The sequence below is a fragment of the Hymenobacter sediminicola genome (assembly GCF_014250515.1).
Taxonomy (GTDB): domain Bacteria; phylum Bacteroidota; class Bacteroidia; order Cytophagales; family Hymenobacteraceae; genus Hymenobacter; species Hymenobacter sediminicola.
This window is the reverse complement of the sequence record NZ_CP060202.1, coordinates 1,859,293-1,883,167: the sequence shown is the minus strand read 5'-3', so window position 1 is coordinate 1,883,167 and position 23,875 is coordinate 1,859,293. Positions and strand designations below refer to the sequence as shown.

Annotated in this window: 21 protein-coding genes; 10 read left to right on the top strand and 11 right to left on the bottom strand. The window is 59.0% G+C overall.

Annotated elements, in window-relative coordinates; translation table 11 throughout:
- Positions 1 to 15: 15 nt before the first annotated feature.
- The 8 genes from H4317_RS07970 to dnaB form a co-directional block, all read right to left on the bottom strand.
- Complete coding sequence (locus tag H4317_RS07970) at positions 16 to 2,250, bottom strand: xanthine dehydrogenase family protein molybdopterin-binding subunit (protein ID WP_185889594.1); 2,235 nt, start codon at positions 2,248 to 2,250, stop codon at positions 16 to 18.
- Entirely contained in the window at positions 2,247 to 3,269 is a 1,023-nt protein-coding gene (locus tag H4317_RS07965) for an FAD binding domain-containing protein (protein WP_185889593.1), read from the bottom strand. The genes H4317_RS07970 and H4317_RS07965 overlap by 4 nt, the downstream gene beginning before the upstream one ends.
- A 93-nt stretch (positions 3,270 to 3,362) precedes the next feature.
- Positions 3,363 to 3,884, bottom strand: coding sequence for a (2Fe-2S)-binding protein (locus tag H4317_RS07960; RefSeq protein WP_185889592.1), 522 nt, complete (start codon positions 3,882 to 3,884; stop codon positions 3,363 to 3,365).
- 332 nt (positions 3,885 to 4,216) lie between these two features.
- The gene (locus tag H4317_RS07955) at positions 4,217 to 4,795 is read right to left on the bottom strand and encodes a Crp/Fnr family transcriptional regulator (protein WP_185889591.1); all 579 of its coding nucleotides are present in this window, start codon (positions 4,793 to 4,795) and stop codon (positions 4,217 to 4,219) included.
- Positions 4,796 to 4,923: 128 nt separating this feature from the next.
- Entirely contained in the window at positions 4,924 to 7,491 is a 2,568-nt protein-coding gene (locus tag H4317_RS07950; protein ID WP_185889590.1) for a TonB-dependent receptor, read from the bottom strand.
- 110 nt (positions 7,492 to 7,601) lie between these two features.
- Positions 7,602 to 7,958: a winged helix-turn-helix domain-containing protein gene (locus H4317_RS07945; protein ID WP_185889589.1), complete on the bottom strand. Its 357-nt coding sequence runs from the start codon at positions 7,956 to 7,958 to the stop codon at positions 7,602 to 7,604.
- Positions 7,959 to 7,994: 36 nt separating this feature from the next.
- On the bottom strand, positions 7,995 to 8,396 hold the full coding sequence (locus H4317_RS19525; RefSeq protein ID WP_185889588.1) for an NTF2 fold immunity protein: 402 nt from the start codon (positions 8,394 to 8,396) through the stop codon (positions 7,995 to 7,997).
- A gap of 94 nt (positions 8,397 to 8,490) precedes the next feature.
- The gene (gene dnaB, locus H4317_RS07935; RefSeq protein ID WP_185889587.1) at positions 8,491 to 10,113 is read right to left on the bottom strand and encodes a replicative DNA helicase; all 1,623 of its coding nucleotides are present in this window, start codon (positions 10,111 to 10,113) and stop codon (positions 8,491 to 8,493) included.
- 313 nt (positions 10,114 to 10,426) lie between these two features.
- Between dnaB and H4317_RS07930 the strand changes: the two genes are divergently transcribed.
- Together H4317_RS07930 and H4317_RS07925 are read left to right on the top strand one after the other, a co-directional pair.
- A complete protein-coding gene (locus H4317_RS07930; RefSeq protein ID WP_185889586.1) occupies positions 10,427 to 11,812 on the top strand; it encodes a UDP-N-acetylmuramate--L-alanine ligase in 1,386 nt (461 codons plus the stop codon).
- A 48-nt stretch (positions 11,813 to 11,860) separates the two neighbouring features.
- Positions 11,861 to 12,571: an alpha/beta fold hydrolase gene (locus H4317_RS07925; protein ID WP_185889585.1), complete on the top strand. Its 711-nt coding sequence runs from the start codon at positions 11,861 to 11,863 to the stop codon at positions 12,569 to 12,571.
- 178 nt (positions 12,572 to 12,749) lie between these two features.
- On the opposite strand, the gene H4317_RS07920 is transcribed toward H4317_RS07925, so the two are convergent.
- Positions 12,750 to 13,319 (bottom strand): hypothetical protein, encoded by a 570-nt coding sequence (locus H4317_RS07920; protein WP_185889584.1) that lies wholly within the window; start codon positions 13,317 to 13,319, stop codon positions 12,750 to 12,752.
- Positions 13,320 to 13,346: 27 nt separating this feature from the next.
- Positions 13,347 to 14,141 (bottom strand): M48 family metallopeptidase, encoded by a 795-nt coding sequence (locus H4317_RS07915; RefSeq protein ID WP_185889583.1) that lies wholly within the window; start codon positions 14,139 to 14,141, stop codon positions 13,347 to 13,349.
- Positions 14,142 to 14,402: 261 nt separating this feature from the next.
- Here H4317_RS07915 and H4317_RS07910 point away from each other — a divergent pair, with 261 nt between their 5' ends.
- Positions 14,403 to 15,017: a fumarylacetoacetate hydrolase family protein gene (locus H4317_RS07910; protein WP_185889582.1), complete on the top strand. Its 615-nt coding sequence runs from the start codon at positions 14,403 to 14,405 to the stop codon at positions 15,015 to 15,017.
- A gap of 179 nt (positions 15,018 to 15,196) precedes the next feature.
- Positions 15,197 to 17,218 (top strand): M23 family metallopeptidase, encoded by a 2,022-nt coding sequence (locus tag H4317_RS07905; RefSeq protein WP_185889581.1) that lies wholly within the window; start codon positions 15,197 to 15,199, stop codon positions 17,216 to 17,218.
- 194 nt (positions 17,219 to 17,412) lie between these two features.
- Here the strand turns inward: H4317_RS07905 and H4317_RS07900 are convergent, their stop codons facing one another.
- Positions 17,413 to 18,753: an NAD(P)/FAD-dependent oxidoreductase gene (locus H4317_RS07900; RefSeq protein ID WP_185889580.1), complete on the bottom strand. Its 1,341-nt coding sequence runs from the start codon at positions 18,751 to 18,753 to the stop codon at positions 17,413 to 17,415.
- A gap of 152 nt (positions 18,754 to 18,905) precedes the next feature.
- Here H4317_RS07900 and H4317_RS07895 point away from each other — a divergent pair, with 152 nt between their 5' ends.
- The 6 genes from H4317_RS07895 (at position 18,906) to H4317_RS07870 (ending at position 23,832) form a co-directional block, all read left to right on the top strand.
- Positions 18,906 to 19,484 (top strand): lipocalin family protein, encoded by a 579-nt coding sequence (locus tag H4317_RS07895; RefSeq protein ID WP_185889579.1) that lies wholly within the window; start codon positions 18,906 to 18,908, stop codon positions 19,482 to 19,484.
- A 76-nt stretch (positions 19,485 to 19,560) separates the two neighbouring features.
- Entirely contained in the window at positions 19,561 to 20,016 is a 456-nt protein-coding gene (gene bcp, locus H4317_RS07890; protein WP_185889578.1) for a thioredoxin-dependent thiol peroxidase, read from the top strand.
- A gap of 97 nt (positions 20,017 to 20,113) precedes the next feature.
- The gene (locus H4317_RS07885; RefSeq protein ID WP_185889577.1) at positions 20,114 to 21,016 is read left to right on the top strand and encodes a transketolase; all 903 of its coding nucleotides are present in this window, start codon (positions 20,114 to 20,116) and stop codon (positions 21,014 to 21,016) included.
- Between the two features lie 7 nt (positions 21,017 to 21,023).
- Entirely contained in the window at positions 21,024 to 21,275 is a 252-nt protein-coding gene (locus H4317_RS07880) for a hypothetical protein (RefSeq protein ID WP_185889576.1), read from the top strand.
- Between the two features lie 31 nt (positions 21,276 to 21,306).
- Positions 21,307 to 22,710, top strand: a complete 1,404-nt coding sequence (locus tag H4317_RS07875) for a vWA domain-containing protein (RefSeq protein WP_260625859.1) — start codon at positions 21,307 to 21,309, stop codon at positions 22,708 to 22,710.
- Between the two features lie 165 nt (positions 22,711 to 22,875).
- Complete coding sequence (locus H4317_RS07870) at positions 22,876 to 23,832, top strand: transketolase family protein (protein ID WP_185889575.1); 957 nt, start codon at positions 22,876 to 22,878, stop codon at positions 23,830 to 23,832.
- The last annotated feature ends 43 nt before the right edge of the window (positions 23,833 to 23,875 follow it).

Sequence of the window (23,875 nt, the reverse complement as noted above, 5' to 3'; positions counted from 1 at the left end):
GGCAAGCGGCGGCGGTTACAGCAGCTTGTCAATCATCACGGGTAAGTCGCGGACGCGCTTGCCGGTGGCGTGGTACACGGCGTTGGTGATGGCGGCAGCCACGCCCAGCATGCCCACTTCTCCGATGCCCTTCACCCCCAGCGGGTTCACAATGTCGTCTTCTTCCTCCACAAACAGCACGTCGATGTCGTGGATGTCGGCGTTGACGGGCACGTGGTACTCGGCGAAGTTGTGGTTTACGTAGCGGCCAAACTTGTGGTCCATCACCGTTTCCTCCATCAGGGCCATGCCAATGCCCCACACCACCGAGCCCAGCACCTGCGAGCGGGCGGTTTTGAGGTTGAGGATGCGGCCGGCGGCCACGGCATTCACCACGCGCGTGACGTGTACGGTGCCCAGCTCCTCGTCTACCTTCACCTCCGCAAACACAATGTTGTGGGAGTGCATGGAGTAGCCGTTTTGCTTGAGCATGTTGGGCATGGCCGAGCTGTCCGCTTCCACCTTGGTTTCGCCGCTGGCCTGCAGCACGTCGCGCAGCACCACGGCCTTAGCGGTGTCGGTGCGCAGCCGAATCTGGCCGTTCACAAACTCCACGTCTTCCGGCTTGGCACCCTTTAGGGGTGAGTCGTCCATCTTCTGAGCCAGCTTTAGCAGCTTTTCGCCCAGGGCCTCACAGGTGTTCTTCACGGCCGTACCCACCGAGGCAGCCGTCCAGGAACCGCCTTGCAGCGGCGCTTCGGGCAGGTCGGTGTCGCCGAGCTTGAAGGTCACGGCCTCGATGGGCAGACCCAGCGTTTCGGCCGCAATCTGCGTCATGATGGTGTAGGTACCGGTGCCGTTTTCACCGGCCGCGCTGGAGACCGTCAGGTGCCCGTCGGCGGTGATGCTGGCCTTGGCGGCCGACTTCATCTGGGAGGCATCCCACACGCCGCCGCCAATGCCCCAGCCAATCAGCTTGCCATCTTTGTCGCGCATGGAGCCTGGGGCTTGGGTGCGCTTCTCCCAGCCGAACTTGGCTGCGCCCTGGTGGTAGCAGTCGCGCAGCTTCTTGCTGGAAAAGGGCTTTTTCATGTTCTGATCCATCTCCGCGTAGTTGCGCAGGCGGAACTCCAGCGGGTCGAGGCCGGCCTCGTAGGCCATTTCGTCCATGGCAATTTCCAGCCCGATGGAGCCGGTAGCGGCCCCGGGGGCCCGCATGTCCAGGGGCGTGTACATGTCGAGCTTGGCCAGCTGGTAGCCCAGCTTCACGTTGTCGCACTGGTAGAGCATGCCGCTCCAGTTCACCACATTTTCGGTATAGTCCTCAAACTGCGAGGTTTCGTGGAGGGCGTGGTGCTGCACGGCGGCCAGGGTGCCATCGGCGTTGGTAGCCAGCTTGAGGTACTGCAGCGTATGCGGCCGGTGGCCGAACGAGAACATCTGCTGGCGCGTGAGCGTCACGCGCACCGAGCGTTTCAGCTCCAGCGCCGCCATTACGGCCAGAAACACCGAGTACTGCGGCCGCAGGCCCGAGCCGAAGCCTCCGCCCATGTACTCGTTCACCACGCGGCAGTCGTCCTTCTTCAGGCCGAAGATTTTGGTGAGGTACTGCTGCACGTTGTACACGCCCTGCGTCTTGTCGTAGGCCGTGATTTTGCCGTCGGAGTGGAACTGCGCCGTGGTGGAAAACAGCTCCATGGGGTTGTGGTGCTGGGCCCCGTGCACGTACTCGGCCTCCATGCGGTGCGGGGCTTCTTCCCAGGCTTTGTCGGGGTTGCCGCGGGGAGGGGGCGGCGGCATGTAGCCGGTTTTTCCCGAGCCGGGCTCAAAGCCGTCCTCGCGCTTGGTTTCGAGGTTGGTTTCGTGCTTCTCCTGCTCGTAGTCGATGCGCAATAGCGACGCCGCGTAGCGGGCTACCTCGAAGTTCTCGGCCACAATCAGGGCCACCGGCTGCTGGCTAAACTTGACCTCGGCGTCGTGCAGGGGCCGGAAGGGCGAGCCGCCGGGAGCCACGTCGTCCTTGTAGCTCCTATCGAACCAGGCCAGGGACGGCACGTTCTCGTGCGAAAACACCTTGAGCACGCCGGGCAGGGCTAGCACCTCGTCGGCGTGGATCTTGGTGATTTTGCCCTTAGCAATGGGGCTGCTGATGACCCAGCCGTAGGTCAGGTCGGGCACGTTGAACTCAGCCGAGTACTTGGCCGCGCCGGTTACTTTCGCCGGACCATCAACGCGACTGGTGGGCTTGCCTATATGGTTGGTCGTGCTCATGGATTCGAGTTTAGAAAGACGTCGGATGCGGTTTGTGAGCCTTCGGCGGCCTGCTTGAGGGCCCGCACAATGGCGCGCTTGGCCAGCTCAATCTTGAAGTCGTTGGAGCCGTAGCCCTGGGCGCTTTCCACCACTTTGGCGGCCGCGCGGGCAAAGGTTTCCACGGTGGCCGGCTGGCCTTTCAGCAGGTTTTCGGCCTCCTGGTCGCGCCAGGGCTTGTGGGCCACGCCACCGAGGGCCAGGCGCGCATCCGTAATAGTATTGCCATCGAGCTCCAAACCGGCCGCCACCGAAATCAGGGCGAAGGCGTAGCTGCTCCGGTCGCGCAGCTTCAGGTAGCTGAAGTTCTTCTCGAAGCCCTTGGCCGGCAGATCGAGGCTGACAATCAGCTCGCCGGGCTCCAGGGTGTTGTCCTTTTCGGGCTGGTTGCCGGGCAGGCGGTGGAAGTCGTCGAAGGCAATGCTTCGCTCCCCGTTGGGCCCGCTCACGCGCACCGTGGGGGCCAGCGCCGCCAGGGCCACGCACATATCCGAGGGGTGCGTGGCAATGCACGACTCACTGGTGCCCAGGATGCCGCACACGCGGTTGTAGCCGCCAATGGCCGAGCAGCCTGAGCCGGGTTCCCGCTTGTTGCAGGGCGTAGCCAGGTCGTAGAAGTAGTAGCAGCGGGTGCGCTGCATGAGGTTGCCGCCGTTGGTGGCCATGTTGCGCAGCTGCGGCGAGGCCCCGGCCAGAATGGCCTGGTTCAGCAGCGGGTAGCGGCTTTTCACCTCGTCGTGCCAGGCCGTGTCGGCGTTGGTGGCGGTAGCGCCCAGACGCAGGCCGCCGTCGGGCAGATTTTCAATATCGGCGAGGGGCAGCTTGCCCACGCTCACCAGGTGGCTGGGGCGCTCCACGTTTTCCTTCATCAAATCGATGAGGTTGGTGCCGCCCCCGATATAGGCCGCGTCAGGTCGCCCCGACTGCTCGCGCACGGCATCGGCAACGGCCGTCGCGCGGTGGTAAGTGAATGAGTTCATGTGTTCGTATTGAGTAGTGAGTAGTTGGTATTGAGTATGTAGCGGAATCGAGTAGCCAGATATGAAATCTCACTACTCAATACCCAATACTCACTACTGTTTATCTACGACTTCCTTCACGGCATTCAGGATGCCCACGTAGGCACCGCAGCGGCAGACGTTGCCGCTCATGTGCTCCCGGATTTCGTCCTCGGTGCGGGCTTTGCCTTCGTTGATGAGGCCCTGGGCCGAGCAGATCTGGCCGGGGGTGCAGTAGCCGCACTGGAAGGCGTCGTGGTCCACGAAGGCCTGCTGCAGCGGGTGCAGGTTTTCCTGGGTGCCCAGCCCTTCGATGGTGGTGATTTCCTCACCTTCGTGCATCACCGCCAGGGAGAGGCAGCTGTTGATGCGCTTGCCATCTACCAGCACCGTGCAGGCCCCGCACTGGCCATGGTCGCAGCCTTTTTTGGTGCCGGTCAGGTTGAGGTACTCGCGCAGGGCGTCGAGCAGAGTGGTCCAGGGCGCAATCTGGAGAGTATGCTGCTGGCCGTTGATGGTGAGACGAACCGGGCCGGTGGGCGGCGGCGCGGCCACCCCGCCAGCAGTAGCTGCTGAGTTGGTAGGTTGCTGGATCATATAAGGAACTATGGAGGTGACAAAGGGGCTGCCTGCACTACAGGAGCACATTACTGGACTTACGCGCTTACCCAGGGTTGCGTTATGCTGTCACCCATATTTTACCCTCTCATAATCCTATATTCAACAGACGGTGGTGCTGAACCGCTAGAGTATAACTGATTTATCAGCTATGCATATCAATTCTAAATTTCTGTAGTGCTTACCAGCGGCTTCACCTGATACCATTCTACAGGCCAAATTCCAGCTTACGTTATATTTAGCAGAATATAACACCCACCATCTACTTTGCAGATCGGGCAGCAGCCGGGTTTCCTGCACGCCGCGTTTTCCTACCCTCGTGCCCGCTCAGCCCGGATACGACTCAGGGACTCGGGCGTGATACCCAGGTAGGCGGCAATATGGCGCTGAGGCAGCCGTTGAGCCAGCGTGGGATAGAGCTGCAGAAACTCCTGATACCGCGCTTCGGCCGGCACACTAAGCACCCCAATTAGCCGTCGTTGCATGGCGACGAGGCTGCGCTGCAGCAACTCGTAAAAGAATGCCTGAAATTCTGGCCCAAACGCGGGAAGCTGCGCGTAGAAAGCAGCCCCAAACAGCAGCACCTCTGAGTCTTCGAGGGCATCAATGGCAAACAGGGCCGGCTCGTGGCGGCGCAGGCTGTGCTGGTCGGAAATCCACCAGTTTTCGGGCGCAAATTGCAGAATGTGCTCTTTCTGACGCTCATCTGTCACGTAGCTTCGCAGGCAGCCCCGCACCACAAAGGCCCCAAAGCGAGCCGGCTCGCCCTGCCGTCCCAGCACCTCCCCTTTCGCCAGTTGGCGCGGTGTCAGCAGCCCTACCAGCTCGGAAAACTGAGCTTCGGTGAGCGGAATTTTACCGTGAAAGTAGGTACGGAGGGCATCGAGCATAGATGAGAACTATGAGAACTATGTAAAGATGTGTATTCGCGGCGTTGACTGGCTGGAACCGCGCCATACAGGCAACATCAGTATGTGACAGGACGCAAATATGCGTCTCTACAGCATTCTTCCTTGATTTACAGCCCATACGTTAGCTGCAAGTAATACAACCCGCCGATGCTGGGGCCGCCCAGGTAACTTGCGTAGTAGCTATTGAGCAGGTTGCTGGCTCCAAGTTTGAAGCGCAGATTAGGCATGGGTACTGCATAGCTGAGTTGCGCATCGAGGGTGCTATAAGCAGGCACGTAGCCAGTTACCAGAAAGGTTTGGGAGTAGTAGCGGGCCTGCCAGCGGTAGTTCAGCCCAAAGCCAACATTCTTGTACACCTTCTCATTACCGAGACTCAGATTATAAGCCCAGCGCGGTGTGCTGAACCCGTCTTCCAGCCCGTCGCCCGATTCGGTTCGGTCGAGACGGGCGACGGTGGCGCTGGCGCCGGCCAGGTAGCCATTGGCCACGTCGTAGCGCAGCCCCAAGGAGCCGCCGTAGTTGTAGACCTGGCTTTGGGAGTTGGTCCAGAGGCGGTAGCGGGCCTGGCCGGAGCGGGTATTCAGCGCGGTGGCAATGGTGCTGAGGTCGGTGCCGGTGTTGAGTGGCTGGCCGCTGGTGCCGATGGGCACATAGGCTTCCACCTGGGCAATAAAGTCGCGGTAGGTGTTGTAGTAGAAATCCACATCGGCCAGCAACCGGCCGCCGGGCAGCAAGGCGGCCTTGTAGCCCACCTCCACCGACCTGATGTGCTCGGGCTTTAGATACGTGTAGGGCGTTTTCACCAATGCGTCCTGGTTGTTGGCAATAGCCTGTGCCAGCGTCAGTCCGTTGGTGTTCCGGTCGCGCGTTACGGCCGTGTTGAAGGCATCGATGGAGTTGCGCAGGTAACTGTTCTCAAATACGCCCTCTGACATCACGCGCAAGCCGCCAATGCGCTTTACCTGGCCACTGTTTACGTTAGAAAAGCCCTCGAACAAGCTCGGAAAACGGTAGCCACTCTGGTAGCTCAGCCGGAAGTTGTGCTGGCGCGTGGGCGAGTATACGGCCGTAAAACGCGGATTGAATCGGGTACTGAAGTAGTCGTTCTTGTCGGCGCGTAGCGTGGCCGTCAGCCGGATTCTTTCCTGCAGCAGCCGCGCACCGGCCTGCACGAAGCCACCGGTTTTGCCGTAGGTGAGCGTACTGTATGGGTCCTCGCCTTTCTCCGGATTGATGAAGTAATTGCCATCGGGCTGGATGAAATAGGTGCGGTGGTCGGCGCCGAGCAGCACGTCAGCCCAGGCAGGCAGCCCGTTGCGGCCACTGCGCCGAAGCGCTTCGCCCAGGTTTAGCTGCGCTTCGGCATGAAGCATTTCAGCCTCTACCCGCAGCGCGGCTCCCTCGTCCCAGTTGTTGATATCTGCCAGTTCCTGCAGGCGCTGCCGAAACTCGGGTGTGCCCGGCTGCAAGCGGCCGGCATCAGCGGCGGCGCGGGCAGCAGCGTGGGCCTGCGCTACGGTCTGGCCGGCTTGCGTAGCTGCATTCCAGGCGGCAGTGTAGTTGTCGTTCCATTGCTTGTCAGGCGTAAAGCTGCGGTCCAGGTTTTCGGCGGCCGAGCGGAGGTTGTAACTTTTGCCGGTATTTTCACTAGTCAGGTAGGCGCGGACCTGCACCACGGGTCCACTGAGTTGCAGGGCGTGCTGCTGTAGCCGGTAGTCTTCCAGCCGAAATCGGTTGCTACGCTGGTACACGTTGTCGAGTATAGCGCCCCGATAGGTGTAGGCCAACTCTGCGTGACGGCCCAGCTTGTAGTGCAGTGCCGCGTCGTATTTTATGGTTTGGAGCCGGTAATCCACCACGTCCTTCTCATCGTAGCCTGTGCGGGCTACAGAGTAGCTCTTGCCGCCCAGCGTGAGGCTACTGCGGTTCGAGGATTCGTTGCCATAGCGGCTCACAGGGTCCTGGCCAGGGTTTTCTGCGCCGAACAAATTGGTCGTAGCGTTGCCGTTAGGGTTTAGCTCAGTCTGGTCGTTGGCTATCCAATCATAGCCGCGCAGGTAGGTCCCGTTCACTTTAAAGGCCAGCTTAGGCGTCAGCGCCTTGGCGTAGCGCACACTGGTTTCCGAAAACAGCTTTGCGCCACTGCTAGGGTCGCTCAGATGATTGACACCAGTCTTCTGCTGCACGCTCAGTCCTTCGCTCCGAAACGGGTTTTTCGTCGTGAAATTGGCCAACCCGTTGATGGCATTGAGACCATACAGTGCCGCCGCGGTACCCGGCACTATCTCCACCGCGCTGATGTCCAGGTCACTTGGTCCCAGCACGTTGCCAATCGGCCCGCCGATGTGGGGCGCTTGGTTATCGATGCCATCTACGAGTTGCGCAAACCGCACATTGGTTGTGTTGGTGAAGCCACGGGCATTTATCACCTTGAAGCTCAGGCTGGGCGTAATTACCTGCACCCCTTTCAGATGTTCAATAGCATCGAAAAACGATGGCGCCGGCGTCAGCCGCAACGCCCGGGCGTTCAGCTTCTCCACCGTCACCGGCGACTGCAGGATGCTTTCTTCCACTCTGGAGGCCGCTACTACTACTTCCCCCAGCCGCGTGGTATCTGGAGCTTGGGCATGGGCGAGAATAGGAAAAAGGAGAAGCGCGGGTGTAACGTGTTTCATTCGTTATATTTTCATGAATATAACGACTAGCTGAATGATTGGTTTTGTCGATGGATCTTCCTAAAAGAGTGCGCAGAGCACTATGCCTGAACGGCCTGCTATAACCTGCACTACAGCACGCGGGCGGCTTCTGCTGCCAGAAACGCCTGAAACCGTGCCTGCAACGCCTCAAACTCCGCAATCAACTTCTCTCCTTCCGGCGTTACTACGGTGCCACCTCCCCGCTTGCCGCCAGTCTGGGTAAGCACCAAAGGACTAGCACTCTGCGCGTTCAGCGACGATACTAAATCCCAGGCCCGTTTGTAAGACATATCCATTGCCTGTGCCGCCTTCGATATAGAGCCATGCTGCTGTATGTGGCGCAGCAGTTCCAGCCGTCCGATACCCATAAACCGGTCCTGTTCGGATTCCACCCAGAGGCGGCCGGTGAGGCGGAAGGCAAGGTCGGGGCGCAGCAGGTCTTTCATACGGGCAATTTCTCAAAAAAACATCCAACCCCTACCCTACTGGCCATGTATCAACTCCAGTACGCGGCTGTTTCTCGCATCTACAACTACTATAAAAACGCCACCAAAATAACCGTAAGGCAGTGTCCCATTTATTACCCAGTACTCCTCTATCCGATAGATTTCATAAGGCCGCTGCCGTTCTATACCTTTCTTACCGTACGCTCTAAATAAAAGTGGCTCAATGGCGCTTAGCGCCGCCGCCGTATCTGAGAGTGACGCTATAGGCAACCGCCTTTGCCTAGCAACTACCTTTTGCCGTGCGGAATCGGCTATGGCAGCTTGCAGATGCTTTTCCGCAAATTCTCGCCCCAGTACTAACCTGCCATCAACATATCCTTGGGCAGCAGCGGGTTTTATGGAACACAGCCAGAGTAACAGTAACAGCCATCTTTTCATATGTAAAACGAGGCTCCTGATGGGCTTGTGGTTGCACCTTGTGGGCTAAAAAAAAGCGTCAGCCGTTGCCGACTGACGCTTTTGAAGCTGAGGGTTAGAATGGCGGCGGGCCGTCGTCGAAGTTGCTACGGGGGAAGGCCTGGGCCGGTGGCGGGCCGTCGTTGTTGATGCGCGAGCCCAGCCGGATGGTGTTGGGCGCAAAGGCCGAAGGGTCGTCGTCGAAGGTGCTGCTGGGGAAGGCGCCAGGGTTGAAGCCTGCGTCGCCGAAGCCGCCTGCCCCATCGAGGTCGGCGAACTTGGTGAACTTACCGATGAACTTGAGCTGCACAGTTTCCAGGGAGCCATTCCGGTGCTTGGCAATGATTACCTCGCCGGTTCCCTGGGTTGGGTTGCCCATTTCGTCTTCCGTAATCTTGTAATACTCCGGACGGTACAGGAAGATAACCATGTCGGCGTCCTGCTCGATGGAGCCGGATTCCCGAAGGTCACTCAGCTGCGGCTTTTTGTCGCCGCCACGGGTTTCTACGGAGCGGGAAAGCTGCGACAGGGCCAGCACCGGCACGTTCAGCTCCTTGGCAATGCCTTTCAGCGCCCGCGAAATCGAGGCAATTTCCTGTTCACGGTTGCCACCGCCACCTTTGCCGTCGGTGTTGCCTGTCATCAGCTGCAGATAGTCGATGATAATCATCGAAATATCGTGGTGCGCTTTGAGTCGGCGGCACTTGGTGCGCAACTCCCGGATGCTGAGGCCCGGCGTATCATCAATGTAGATAGGCGCCGACGACAGGCTGGAAATCTTGTGGTTGAGTTGGGCCCATTCGTAGTCGGCGAGGTTGCCCTTCTTTATTTTCTCGGAATCCAATTCCGCTTCGGCCGAAATCAGACGATTCACGAGCTGCAGCGAGGACATTTCCAGCGAGAAAATGGCTACTGGCTTCTTGAACTCCACCGCCGCGTTGCGCATTGCCGACACCACAAAGGCGGTTTTACCCATACCCGGACGTGCCGCAATAATCACAAGGTCAGACGGCTGCCAACCCGACGTAACGCGGTCCAGAGCCGAGAAGCCACTGGGCACGCCGGTCAGGCCGTCCTTCTGATCTTTCTTCTCTTCCAGCTCCTTAATGGCTTTGCCCATCAGGCTGCGCATGTCGTCGAAGTTCTTGCGAATGTTCGATTCCGACACTTCAAACAGCGCCTGCTCGGTGCTGTCGAGCAAATTGAATACGTCGGTGGTATCCTCGAAGGCGTCGCGCTGGATGGTGCTGGCAATATTGATCAGCTCCCGCTTGATGGCGTTTTCAGTGATGATGCGGGAGTGGTACTCGATGTTGGCGGCCGAGTTGACCTTGAACGTCAGGTTGGCTACGTAGTGCGCACCGCCAGCTGCTTCCAGCTCGCCCATCTCGCGCAGCTCATGCGTAACGGTCAGAATGTCAATCGGCTCTGACTTATCGAACAGATTCAGGATGGCCTTGAAGATGCGCTGGTGCCCGTCCTTGTAAAAGCTCTGAGGCTTCAGAATATCGATTACCGTAGTCAGGGCGTCCTTCTCGAGCATGAGGGCACCGAGTACGGCGGCCTCCAGTTCTAGGGCCTGCGGGGGAAGTTTGCCGGCGGGACCACCCATTGGAAGGGCCGGTGTGGCACGGCTGTTCCAGGCGGCTTTGGCTCGCGAGGCCGATAGTTTCAGGCGGTCATCCATCCGGTCGTTCATCAGCAAGTAGGCACTACAAGGTAAGCAGGTTCGGGCGGTTTTGGCAGATGTCGGCCGGGTTTCTTCCGTCCACCACCCCGGTTTTTCGCAAAGGGGGTACAAAGCTAACGGGTGAGGTCTACAATCCGGGAGTAGGTGAAAAGGTTTCTTTTTTGTAGGATGTAAAGTGGCTGCAGCGGGAAACGGATAGACGAAGACGCAGGCAAATTGGTGAGCATAAACCCGAACCGGCTAGCGCCGGTTCGCACGGCGGGCCTGCCTCACCTCTCATCCAATCGGCTTACCTTTGCCGTCCCCTTATCCACTATTCTGAATGGCTGCTACGCCCTCCTCTCTCCAACGCCTACACCTGATTGCCGTCGGGGGTAGTATTATGCACAACCTGGCCCTGGCTCTGCACAAAAGCGGGGCCCATGTGACGGGCTCCGACGACGAAATATTTGAGCCGGCCAAGAGCCGGCTGGCCGCCGCTGGCCTGCTGCCCGCTCAGGAAGGCTGGTTTCCGGAAAAAGTAACTACCGACCTCGACGCCGTGATTGTGGGCATGCACGCCCGCCCCGACAATCCCGAGCTGCTACGTGCTCAGGAACTGGGCCTGCGGGTGTACTCCTTCCCGGAGTTTATTTATGAGGCGTCCAAAAACAAGCAGCGGGTGGTGATTGGCGGCTCGCACGGCAAAACCAGCATCACCTCGCTCATTCTGCACGTGCTACGCCACCACGGCCGCAAGTTCGACTACGCGGTAGGTGCCCAGCTGGAAGGCTTCGACTTGATGGTGCAGCTGACTGAGGATGCGCCTATTATCATTATCGAGGGCGACGAATACCTCTCCTCTCCTATCGACCGGCGGCCGAAGTTCCACCTGTACCAGCACCACATTGGCGTGATTTCCGGTATCAGCTGGGACCATATCAATGTATTTCCGACCGAGGAAGTCTACCGGGAGCAGTTCAAAATCTTCGCCGACATGACCCCCAAGGCCGGTACGCTCATCTACGACCGGGACGACGAGCAAGTGCAGCTGGTGACCGTGCCCAGCAACCCCGATGTGAAGTACATCGGCTACGGCCCGCACGAAAACGTCATTCGGAACGGCAAAACGTTTCTGCTCAACAAAAAAGAGGAGGAGGTGCCCGTGCAGGTGTTTGGGGAGCACAACCTGCGCAACATCTCAGCGGCCAAGGAAGTCTGCAAATGCCTGGGCATCAAAGGCAAAGACTTCTATGAGGCCTTGGGCACGTTTAAGGGTGCGGCCCGCCGCCTCGAGCTGGTGAAAGAAGGTACCGATTCGGTGGTCTATAAGGACTTCGCACACGCGCCCAGCAAGCTGAAAGCCACCGCTACGGCCTTCAAGAAGCAGTATCCGCAGCGCCGGCTGGTGGCCTGCCTGGAACTGCACACGTTCAGTTCGCTCAATCCGGTCTTCCTGCCGCAATATGCCCACACCTTCGATGCGCCCGATGTGGCGGTAGTCTACTTCAACCCGCATGTGCTGGAGCACAAGCGCCTGCCCGCGCTACCGCCCGAAGCCGTGCAGGCTGCCTTCCAGCGTCCCGATTTGCGCGTGTTTACGGATAGCCGCGAACTGGCCGCTTTTCTGCACGCCCAGAACTGGCAGAACGCTAACCTGTTGATGATGTCGTCGGGCACGTTCGACGGCCTGGATCTGAACCAGTTGGCCGCCGAAGTGACCAAATAACTTTCCGGGCCCACCCTTGTGCAAAGCGCAAGGAACAGCCTCTACGCTATGAAACATACGATTTTACTTCTGCACGGGGCGCTGGCATCGGAGGCCCAGTTGAAGTGGCTGAAACGAGAGTTGCCGCCTTTCTATGCGGTGCACTCCTTCTCGTTCAGCGGCCACGGCGGGCAGCCCCTGGTTGCTGCTGAAAATACGATGAAGCATTTTGCTCAGCAGGTGCAGCAGTTTATCCGCAGCCGCCAGCTGCCACCGGTGCACGTATTCGGTTACAGCATGGGCGGCTACGCGGCCCTGGCCGCCGCAGTGGCCGCGCCGGAGTTGTTTAGTAGCATCACCACGCTGGGCACCAAGTTCGATTGGACGCCCGCTACGGCAGCGCTGGAAACCCGTTTTCTGGATGCTGGTAAAATGCGCGAGAAAGTGCCTCAGTTTGTGGCGCAATTGGAGCAACTGCACGCGCCCACGCAGCTGCCAGAGCTACTAAACGCCACGGCCAGCCTCATGCGGGGCCTCGGCGACGCGCCCCTGCTGACGCCTCAGAACCTGGCGACGCTGGAAGTTCCGGTGCAGGTGCTGGTGGGTGAGCTGGACAAAACAGCTGGGGTAGATGCTTCCCGCCACTTCGCCGACTTCATGCCCCGCGCTACCTTCGAAATCATCATGAATACGCCACACCCGCTGGAGAAAGTAAACCCCGATTTGCTGGTGACGCGCATTGCCCGGTTTGTGGAGATGGTGCAGGAAAACATGGTGTAACCTTTTCTTTCACCGAACCTCATAGAAAAGGCCCGCTACTTGGCGGGCCTTTTCTATAACTACTTCTCCTCGGGCTTGCCAGGCGGCACGGACGGGCGCGGACGGCGCCTATCCGTCGTGACGAGTAGAGCCAGGGCCGTGAGCGAGAGGCGCAGAATCCATTTGCGACTTAGCATGGCTAGCGAGGTGTGAATAGGGTGTTGTTGTCTTCCACGCGCAGGTCGCAGCGGCTGCCGCCGGTGTTTTCCTCGCAGGAAGTCCCTACTATATCGTTATTCTCGAAGTTGAAAAAGCAGAACGTGCAGCCCACCCCGGAAATAACATAGCGCGAAGCGTTGGAACTCAGGTACAATTCGCTGCCAGACAACGTGAGCGGCAGCGCCATTCCGCGGAACATACCGTTGCGGAGCCCCAGGCCTACTACATAGTATACAGCCGGGTCCTTGGGCTTACCCTGCACTTTGCGCACCATGGTTTTGTCGATGCTGGTACCGTCGCTGAACTGGCGGTTGAATGCCTGTGCCAGCTGCTCACGGGGCAGCAAGTACTTAATCAGCCCCCTTTCTCCTACTGAGGCAATAAGCTTGCTGGCCGGTTCCCGCTTGCGCCGGGCGGCTTCGTCCGACTCGCCGTTGGGCGAGTTCATCTCCGGGAAGCCCTTTTTGGTGGTTTCGCAGGCGGGTAGCGTGGCTGTAAGCAGCGCGGCGGCCAGTAGCAGGCGCCCAAAAGGGCGAATGGAAAGCATCATGCGGGAAAGATAGGCAGTATGCACCGGTTAGCGAGCAGTATAGTACTTGCGCGCTTCAGGCAGCTCCCGCTGAATATCGGCGATACGCGTGCCGCTGGAGGGGTGCGTAGACAGAAATTCCGGTGGCGACGCCTGACCCTCACGGGCCTCCATCCGCTGCCAGAACGCCACGGCCCCATCGGGGTTGTAGCCAGCCATGGCCATAAAAATCAGTCCCAGGTGGTCAGCTTCCGATTCTTGGCTGCGGCCGTATTTAAGCAGCCCCAGCTGCGAACCGGCTCCTACTACCTGCATAAACACACTTTGCGTAGCCGTTGGGTTCTGCCCCGCCGAGGCCGACAGTACGCCCCCTAGGCCTTGCGCCGCCATTTGCTGGCTCATACGCTCCGAGCTGTGTTTGGCTACTGCGTGCGCAATTTCGTGGCCCATTACTACCGCCAGGCCGGTTTCGTCCTGCGTGATGGGCAGAATACCGCTGTACACGGCCACCTTGCCGCCAGGCATGCACCAGGCGTTTTCCTGCTTATCATCAATCAGGTTGAACTCCCAGGCATAACCTTCCAGCTGGCTCTGGGCATTTTGCTGGCGGAAATACGTTTCTACTGCCTGCTGGATGCGCTGGCCTACCCGTTTTACCATGGCGGCCTGCTCACCGCTGCTCACCACGCGGCTTGAGGCCAGCACTTTCTGGTATTCGGTGGCAGCCATTGTGTTCATTTCCGCGTCGGAAACGAGGCTGAGCTGACGACGGCCCGTAATTGGAACGGTGGAGCAGGCGGCGGCCACGAACAGGCAGCTGGCCAGAGCAAATTTTCTGATCATCGGAAGGAGAGCTTAGGAGTGAGAGACAGCAGCGTGTGGTGCAGTGAGTACCACGCCGAGCAACGCATTCTATACGTCGGAGGCCGGGCAAAATGTTTACTTAACCCTGGTGCCAACATTGCGTACCCGTTTTTTTCCGCCCCTACTCAGTAGGCGGCCCGAATTAACCCTATTTTTGAGTGTCAGGCAGGCAGCAAGTTGGATGAAGCGAAGACCATCCTGCACTGCCCGCCACCCCAGCCCCACGCCCCACACCGCTCCATGAAAATTCTGTGCATTGGCCGCAATTACGCCGAACATATTGCTGAACTGCAGAACGAAACGCCCGACGCGCCTGTCATTTTTGCCAAGCCCGACACGGCTCTGCTTCAGCGGAACCAGCCCTTCTTTATCCCCGATTTTTCGCAGGACATTCACCACGAAATAGAACTGGTGCTGCGGATCTGCCGCAACGGCAAGAACATCGAAGAGAAGTTTGCGCCTACGTATTTCGACGCCATCGGCCTGGGCATCGACTTCACGGCCCGCGACCTGCAAAGCAAGCTCAAGAGCAAAGGGCTGCCCTGGGAGCTGGCCAAAGGCTTCGATGGCTCGGCTCCGCTTTCACAGGAGTTCATACCTGTTGCTGACTTCCCCGATTTGAAAAACATCAACTTCCGGCTGGAAGTAAACGGCGAGGTGCGACAGCAGGGCAATTCCGGCCTTATGCTGCACGATTTCAGCAAAATCATCAGCTACATCTCGCAGTTCATCACGCTCAAAATGGGCGACCTACTTTTCACCGGCACACCCAGTGGCGTAGGTCCGGTAAAGCTCGGCGACCAGCTAACCGGCTACATCGAAGACCGCCAACTGCTGAATCTGGCCGTGAAATAACCCTGCAGTAGGCTGCGGATTACTTTTTTCCGCGGCTGTACGCCACCGGGACTTTCGTCGTTGATAGTGCCGTTGGCTTCGTCTCACTCCGTGCCAAGCAGGCAGCGCTGCTGACACGACCACCTTTATTATCTGGCATGTGCACCCACACTGCCGGAATTTCCTTGATTCCTTTCTGAATGCCCGATATTTTTTCCTTGAAGCAGCCGCGCCGGCTGCTGGGGCTGGCGCTACTGCCGCTGCTCTTTACGTTGGGGGCGCTACCGGCTTCATGCAGCGGCCAGGAGCCCGACACGGTTACTCAAAAGCCTACTGCTCCTGCTCAAGCCAGCACTGGCGCGCGGCCCGAAGTGCCGAATGGGTATTTCCTGTTTCCGATCAAGCCTGGCGTGCAGAACTACCTGGCTGGTAGCATGGGCGAGCTGCGCCCCAACCACTTCCATGGCGGCCTCGATATCAAGACCGATGGCCGGGTGGATTTGCCGGTGTATGCATCGGCCGATGGCTATATTTCGCGGCTCAAGCGGAGTTCCTTCGGCTACGGCAACGTGCTCTACATCACGCATCCCAACGGCCTGACCACGGTGTACGGCCACCTCAACCACTTCAAGGGGCCAGTTTCGGAGGAGCTACTGCGGCAGCAATATGCCAAGCAGACCTATGAGTTGGAGCTGTTCTTTGAGAAAGACCAGTTTCCGGTGAAACGCGGCGAGGTGGTCGCACTTTCGGGCAACACGGGCGGCTCGGCGGGCCCGCACCTGCACTGGGAAGTCCGTGACGCCAAAGACAACCAGCTCAACCCATTGCAATTCGGTGGCTTCCCTGAAATTCAGGACCATGTGGCGCCGCAGCTGCAGGCGTTTGCCGTGGAGGCGCTGGGCATTGAGGCCCGCGTGCAGGGGCGTTTTGGCAAGTCGGTGTTTGTGCCGAAGGCACCGCCGCTACCCAACGGCGGAGGCTACGTCTGGACGGATACTATTCCGGCGTTTGGCCACGTGGGTCTGCTGGTGCAGGGCTTCGACCGGTTTGATGGCGTCTGGAATAAGAACGGCCTGCAGCGGGTGGAAGTGCGCGTGAACGGGCAGCCGCTCTACAAGCACGTGGTAGATGACATTCCGTTTCCGGAAGGTTCCCGCCAGATCAACCGGCACGTAGACTACGAGTGGCGCTACACGCAGGGCCGGCAGTTTGAAAAGCTGTTCGTGGATGATGGCAACGACCTGAGCATGTATACCACCGGTCCTGCCAAAGGCAAACTGCGGGTGGATGCCGGCAAAATCTACACCGTCGAAATTATTCTGGCGGACTCTTATGGCAACCAGACACCATTGCAATTTGTGCTTCGCGGCGAACAGCCAACATACTACAAAACTCGTTCGGCGCTGGTGAAAAAGCCGGCTCTTCGCTACGACATCAGCCGCAACCTGCTGGTGGCCGTAGCCGCCGACCCCGATACAGCGGCCACCGGAGGCCCGCTCACGCTCTATAAAGGCAACCGCCGCCTCACCCTGAAGCCCAGCTACACGGTGCAGAGCGAAAACACCTACCTCTACGACCTACGCGCCGGCCTCCCCGACTCCCTGCAGTTCGGTGGTGTTACAAAGCGGTTTGATCGGCAGGGGCTGATTCCATCGGGTCAGGATTTTGCCTTCAGCACACACAACCTTCAACTGAGTTTCTCACCCAAAACGCTGTTTGACACGCTGTATGTGCAGACCAGCTATAAAACTGGCCTCTGGACGGTACACCTGCCTCGTACTCCGCTCTACGAAACCATGCGCGTCAGCCTGCGGCCCGATGGGCCCGTGGCAGATCCGCGCCGCACGGCTATTTACGGCGTAACAGCGAAGGGCGGCAAAGCCTACGTGGGTGGCAAGTGGGACGCAACTGGCACCACCATTTCGGCCCCTATCAAAGCCTTCGGACAGTTCCGCATCCTGACTGATACCATTCCGCCTTCGGGCCGGCTGCTTAGCAAGGGCGCTGGCGGTGTGGTGTTCAAAGTCGGCGACGACCTCTCGGGCCTGGCGTCCTACAAGCTGGAAGTAAACGGTCAGTTCCATTTGTTGCGCTTCGAGCACAAGAATGCTACGCTGTTTTCGGAGCGTTCCGATAAGCTCGGTCCGCCATTACGTGGCCCCGCCACACTGCGCCTCACCGACCAGGCCGGCAATGAGAAGGTCATCAACGTGACGCTGTAGCGCCGGACCGTTGCGCCAGAGCAAAACTAACCGTCATTCCGAGCGGAGCCGAGGAATCTCGCTAGTGTAGTAAATGCCTTGGCAACCTCAGCACGCGAGATTCCTCGGCTCCGCTCGGAATGACGTTCTACTATTCTAACAGAAAAGGCCCGCTCCTGAAGGAGCGGGCCTTTTCTGTTCTTATTCAATGACCCTTAATCCACTGTCTGCAGGCGCACGAACTCCTGCCCCACTTTGTCCTCGGAATTGACGTAGGGCTGAATGATAATGCGAGTGCCGCGCTGGTACGTGAAGAAGCGGTACACCCAGTTGGCCATTACAATCAGCTTGTTGCGGAAGCCCACGAGGTAGTAGATGTGCACGAATAGCCAAGCCACCCACGCTATAAACCCGCTCAGGCTCTTGTTGCCGGGCAAATCGGCGACGGCGCGGGCGCGGCCCACAATGGCCAAAGAGCCCTTATCGAAGTAGCTGAACGGTTTCCATTCGTCGCCGCGCAGCCTGCGCACCAGGTTTTTGGCCAGATGCACACCCTGTTGAATAGCGGGCTGCGCCACCTGCGGGTGGCCTTTAGGCCACTTGTCGCTCTTCATCACGGCTACGTCGCCGATGGCGAAGATGTCGGTGAAGCCCTGCACTTGGTTGAAGGTGTTGACCAGGTAGCGGCCGCGCTCCACGGTTTCGGAGGGCAGGCCTTCTATAGTCGCGCCAGCCACGCCGGCGGCCCACACCAGCGTCTGGCTCCGGATTTCCTCACCGTCCTTGAATTTGACAGTTTGCCCATCGTAGGAGTCCACGAACTTGTTGAGCTTGATGATAACACCCAGCTTTTCCAGGTAGCCGTGCGTGTGCCGGCTCGATTCCGGCGACATCGGCGGCAACACCCGGTCCAGCCCGTCAACCAGATAGATGTTCATCTCCCGAAAATCCATACCCGGATAGTCGCGGGGCAGCACGTGCTGGCGCATTTCGGCCAGCGAGCCAGCTAGCTCCACGCCCGTAGGCCCGGCCCCGGCAATAACGATGTTGAGCAGGCTCTGGCGGGCTTCGGTGTTTTGGGTCAGGTTGGCCTGCTCGAAGCTTTGCAACAGCTGGCTACGTAGGTTCACGGCGTCACTGAGGTGCTTGAGGCCGAAGGCGTTCTGCTTGATTTGCTCGTTGCCGAAATAGTTGGACTTAGTACCGGTGGCAATAACGAGGTAGTCGTAGCGCACGTCGCCGATGACGGTGCTGACGGTTTTGGCGGCCGGATTGATGCTATTGACCCGCGTGAAGCGAAAGTGAAAGTCGTTGTGGTCGTCGAAGAGCTTGCGAATGGGCTCGGCAATGGATTCGGGCTCCAGACCCGCCGTGGCTACTTGGTAGAGCAAGGGCCAGAAGCCGTGGTAGTTCTGCTTGCTGAGCATCACCACCTGAAAATGTTCGTCGGGCAGGTTTTTGGTCAGATTGACCGCCCCAAAGCCCCCACCAATGATAACGACGCGTGGTTTGGTCGTATCCGGGATATTGAGCGTGAGTTGTTCCAGCTGCAGCATAATTCGGAGAGAAATAGTATCTACAGCACCTATACGCGCGAATCCGGCAACCGGTCAGATCAGCCGGACAGGTCCGCGAAAGGGTTCCGCTCTGACTGTTTAGCTTGTTGTGGCGCGGCTGCGTAAAAGTCACGGACCCTACTTTCACTCCTATGGCTAACCTACTCAAACGCCGCCGTCCGGTATTATTCACTGTGTTAGGCGCTGCCGTAGCTACGGGCGTAGCGGCCTACGCCTACACCCGTCGGCAACTGCACGCCCCCTTGGAAACTGTGCCGCACGTAGACCTGCACAAGTACATGGGGCTCTGGTATGAAGTAGCTCGGCTGCCTATCCGCTACGAAAAAGACTGCCAGCACGTCACGGCCCAGTACAAGCTCCGGCCCGATGGCAAGGTGAGTGTGCGCAATACCTGCCACAAGGAAGGCCTCAACGGGCCCGCTGAAGTGGCCAATGGCACCGCCCGCGTGGTAGACGCTGCTACCAATGCCAAGCTGAAAGTGAGTTTCTTCTGGCCCTTCGAGGGCGACTACTGGGTGCTGGACCTCGACCATTCCGACTACCGCTACGCCCTGGTGGGCACCCCCAGCCGCGAAAACCTGTGGCTGCTGAGCCGCACGCCCCACATGGAGCGCAACCGCCGCGACATGCTCGTGGGTAAGGCCCGGGACCTGGGTTTCAACGTGGATCAGCTGATTTTTACGCCGCAGCCCATCGACGGCAAGCCGTAGCTGCGGCCAGCGGGATTTTAGCGCGGCGCTGGGCTATACCGGACTTCCGCGCTACATTTGCCGCAAACCCCTGATTATGCCCATTCCTCAAGTTGGCGAGCAGGCCCCGGCCTTCGAAGCCTTAGACCAGCACGGCACCACGCACCGCCTGCAGGAGTACGCCGGCCGCAAAGTGGCCCTGTACTTCTACCCCAAAGACGACACCAGCGGCTGCACTGCCCAGGCCTGCGACCTGCGCGACAACTACCAGAGCCTACAGGCTGCCGGCATTCAGGTGCTGGGCGTGAGCATCGACAGCGAGAAGTCGCACAAGAAGTTCGCCGAGAAATATGAGCTACCGTTTCCGCTGCTCGTGGACGAAGACAAAAAGCTGGTCGAGGACTACGGCGTATGGCAGGAAAAATCCATGTATGGCCGTAAGTACATGGGCACCATGCGCTACACCTTCCTGATTGATGAAACCGGCAAAATTGAAAAGGTGATAACGAAAGTCGACACCAAGAACCACGCCGCCCAACTGATGTCGCTGTAATAGTATAAAGCCTCGCCAAAACGGCGGGGCTTTTTTATGGCACGCCCCGCCCAAGTTTCTACCTTTGCCTCATCATCACCTTTCCTTTCTGAATCTCATGTCGCAGGTCACGCCCCTCGCTCCTACCCCCGAAACGCATGCTCCTTCCGCCACCACCTCGGTAGCTGAGCTGAAACAGATTGCCGCGCAGGTGCGCCGCGACATCGTGCGCATGGTACACGCTGTCAATTCGGGCCATCCCGGCGGTTCGCTCGGCTGCACCGACCTGCTGGTGGCGCTGTATTTCAAGGTGATGAAGCACACGCCCCAGCCGTTTGATATGGACGGCACCGGGCAGGACCTGTTTTTCCTTTCCAACGGCCACATTTCGCCGGTTTTCTACTCGGTGCTGGCCCGCTCGGGCTACTTCCCGGTGAGCGAGCTGTCCACGTTCCGCAAGCTGAACTCGCGGCTGCAGGGCCACCCCGCCACCCACGAGCACCTGCCCGGCATTCGGGTAGCGTCCGGCTCACTGGGCCAGGGCCTGAGCGTGGCCGTAGGTGCCGCCCAGGCCAAGAAGCTCAACAACGACGACCGCACAGTGTACGTGCTAATGGGCGACGGCGAGCTGGAAGAAGGCCAGGTGTGGGAAGCGGCCATGTACGCCCCGCACCACAAGGTCAACAACCTGATTGCCTTCGTAGACCGCAACGGCCAGCAGATTGACGGCCCCACCGAGAAAATTGGGGGCCTCGGCGACCTGCGCGCCAAGTTTGAGGCCTTCAACTGGCAGGTGGTGGAAACCGACGGCAACGACCTGGAGAAACTACTGGCGACCATTGAGGAGGCGCAGGGCCTGCTCAGCAACGGCCGCCCCGTGATGGTGCTCATGGACACGCAGATGGGCTATGGCGTCGACTTCATGATGGGCTCGCACAAGTGGCACGGCGTGGCCCCGAACGACGAGCAGCTGGAAAAAGCCCTGCAGCAGCTCATCGTCGATACGGCTTCGGACTACTAGGCTTCCTATGAATAAGCTACTCGGTGAATATTATATCCCTATCATCTGGGCCATATGGATGGTTGGGGTTCCGATGGTAGTGAAAGGAGAGTTTGGCCTCATTGCTGCTCTTTGTGCAGCTATTGCGGCTGCATCTATTGCTTTGTTACTGACCACGAAGGCCACTGCTCAGTCTCCTAGAGCCAAGCTGATAACACTTATTGGTTCTGCTGCAGCAATAATTGGTTTTATGATTCTGGTTGTTACACCAGAATCATAAACTGCTAAGGTTCCCATTCACGCTGAGTAGCATGAACAAGATGTTCCGAGTACGGCATTGGTTGTGGCTGGTCATTATGTGGCTGGCCCTCCCTTGCCATGCCCAGAACGTGCCGCCGGCCAAGCCCCGCGTCACGCGCATTTTGTTTCTGCTGGATGCTTCGGGTTCGATGCTGGCGCCCTGGGAAGGCCGGCCGCGCATGGAGGTGGCCAAGAGTCTGCTGGCCAAAATGGTGGACTCGCTCAACGCGTATCCCAACCTGGAGCTGGGGCTGCGCGCCTACGGGCACATGCACGGCCGCGAGGAAAACAACTGCGAAGACTCGAAGCTGGAAGTGCCGTTTGCGCCGAAGAATGCCGGTGCTATCAAGGCCCGGCTCAAGTCCATCGAGCCGAAGGGCAACACGCCCATTACCTACTCGCTGCTCCAGTCGGCCGGCGACTTCCCAACTGATAAAACAGCGCGCAACGTCTTGATTTTGATTACTGACGGCCTCGAATCGTGCAAGGGCGACCCGTGCGCTACGTCGGTGGCACTGCAGCGCAAGCACGTGTTTCTCAAGCCGTTTGTGATTGGAATCGGGGCCGAACGGGAGTTTGGCAAACAGCTTGAATGCCTGGGGCAATACTACAACGCCGCCGACGTCAAGACCTTCCGCACCATTCTCAACGATGTAGTAGCACAGACGCTGGCCAAAACTACTGTGGCCATCAACCTAACGGATGCGGGCGGCAAGCCGGTGGAGTCGAACGTGAACATGACGTTCCTCAACAACATCACTGGCCAGCCCGAATACAATTACGTGCACTACCGCGACGCCCAAGGCAAACCCGATGCCCTCGACATCGACGCGCTGCAGAGTTACGATTTGGTGATAAATACGGTGCCGCCCGTGCGGCAGGAAAACCTGCCCATCAAGCCTGGCAAGGCCAACGTACTGACCTACAAAACACCCCAGGGCACGCTCTGGCTGCAAAGCCCCAACATGACGGCCAACCCCTATGGCAAGGTGCAGGCTGTGGTACGGGCCCGGGGCAGCGCGGCCACCGTAGTGGCTCTGCCCTTCGGGACGCGGCAGAAGCTGCTGGCCGGCGACTACGAAGTGGAGGTCCTGACGTTGCCCCGCCAGACGCACCGCCTCACGGTGAAGCAGGGCCAGGAAGCCACCATCACGTATCCGGCGCCCGGCACGCTCAACATCATTTCGGACCTGAAAGGCTACGGCAGCATCTACGCCCTCAACGACGACGAAACCCAGACGTGGGTGTACAACCTGCCTGATGGCGGCAGCAGCAAGGTAAATGTGCCCATGCAGCCGGGAGCCTACCGCCTCATCTTCCGCACCACCAACGCCACCGGCAGCAAGTTCACCGACGTGCGCAACTTCACCATCCGCTCGGGCCAGACCAGCTCGGTGAGCATTTTCGGGAAATGATGCAGCGCACCGAGAGTTACTCCAACAAAAAGGCCGTCATGCTGAGCGCAGCCGAAGCATCTCTACCGCTTCGTCCTCACGGCAGAATTAGCCAGAGGTAGAGATGCTTCGGCTGCGCTCAGCATGACAGACTAAATAACGACAAAGGACCCTACAACCCTCCATATGAAAGACTTTCCCTACACCGAATCGAAGGACACGCGTAGCGGCTTTGGTGCCGGCCTGCAGGAGCTGGGCCGCACCAACCCCAACGTAGTGGCCCTGTGCGCCGACCTGATTGGCTCGCTCAAAATGGACGCCTTTATCAAGGATAACCCCGAGCGTTTCTTCCAGGTAGGCATTGCTGAGGCCAACATGATGGGCTTGGCGGCTGGCCTCACCATTGGGGGCAAGATTCCCTTCACGGGCACCTTCGCCAACTTCAGCACGGGCCGCGTGTATGACCAGATCCGGCAGAGCATTGCGTATTCCAACAAAAATGTGAAGATCTGCGCTTCGCACGCGGGCCTCACGCTGGGTGAAGACGGCGCAACGCACCAGATTCTGGAAGACGTGGGCATGATGAAAATGCTGCCCCACATGACCGTTATCAACCCCTGCGACTACAACCAGACCAAGGCCGCTACCATTGCCATTGCCGACCACCAAGGCCCGGTATACCTGCGCTTCGGCCGCCCGGTGGTGCCCAACTTTACGCCCGCCGACCAGGAGTTTAAGATTGGCGAAGGCATTGTGCTGAACGAGGGTACCGACGTGAGCATCTTCGCCACCGGCCACTTAGTCTGGAAAGCCATTCTGGCGGGCAAGCTGCTGGCCGAAAAAGGTATCAACGCCGAAATCATCAACATCCACACCATCAAGCCGCTGGATGCACGCCTGATTCTGGAATCGGCGCGCAAAACACGCTGCGTAGTAACGGCCGAAGAGCACCAGATGAACGGTGGCCTCGGCGACTCCATTGCGCAGTTGCTGGCCCGCGAAGAGCCCCTGCCCTTGGAAATGGTGGCTGTCAACGACTCGTTCGGCGAGTCTGGCACGCCTGACCAGCTGATGGAGAAATACGGCCTCAACGAGGCCGCTATTGTGGCCGCCGTGGAGAAAGTAATAGCGCGCCGTAAGTAACGGCCTGCCGCATACAGAAACGCCCCGGCTGCTACGAGCAACC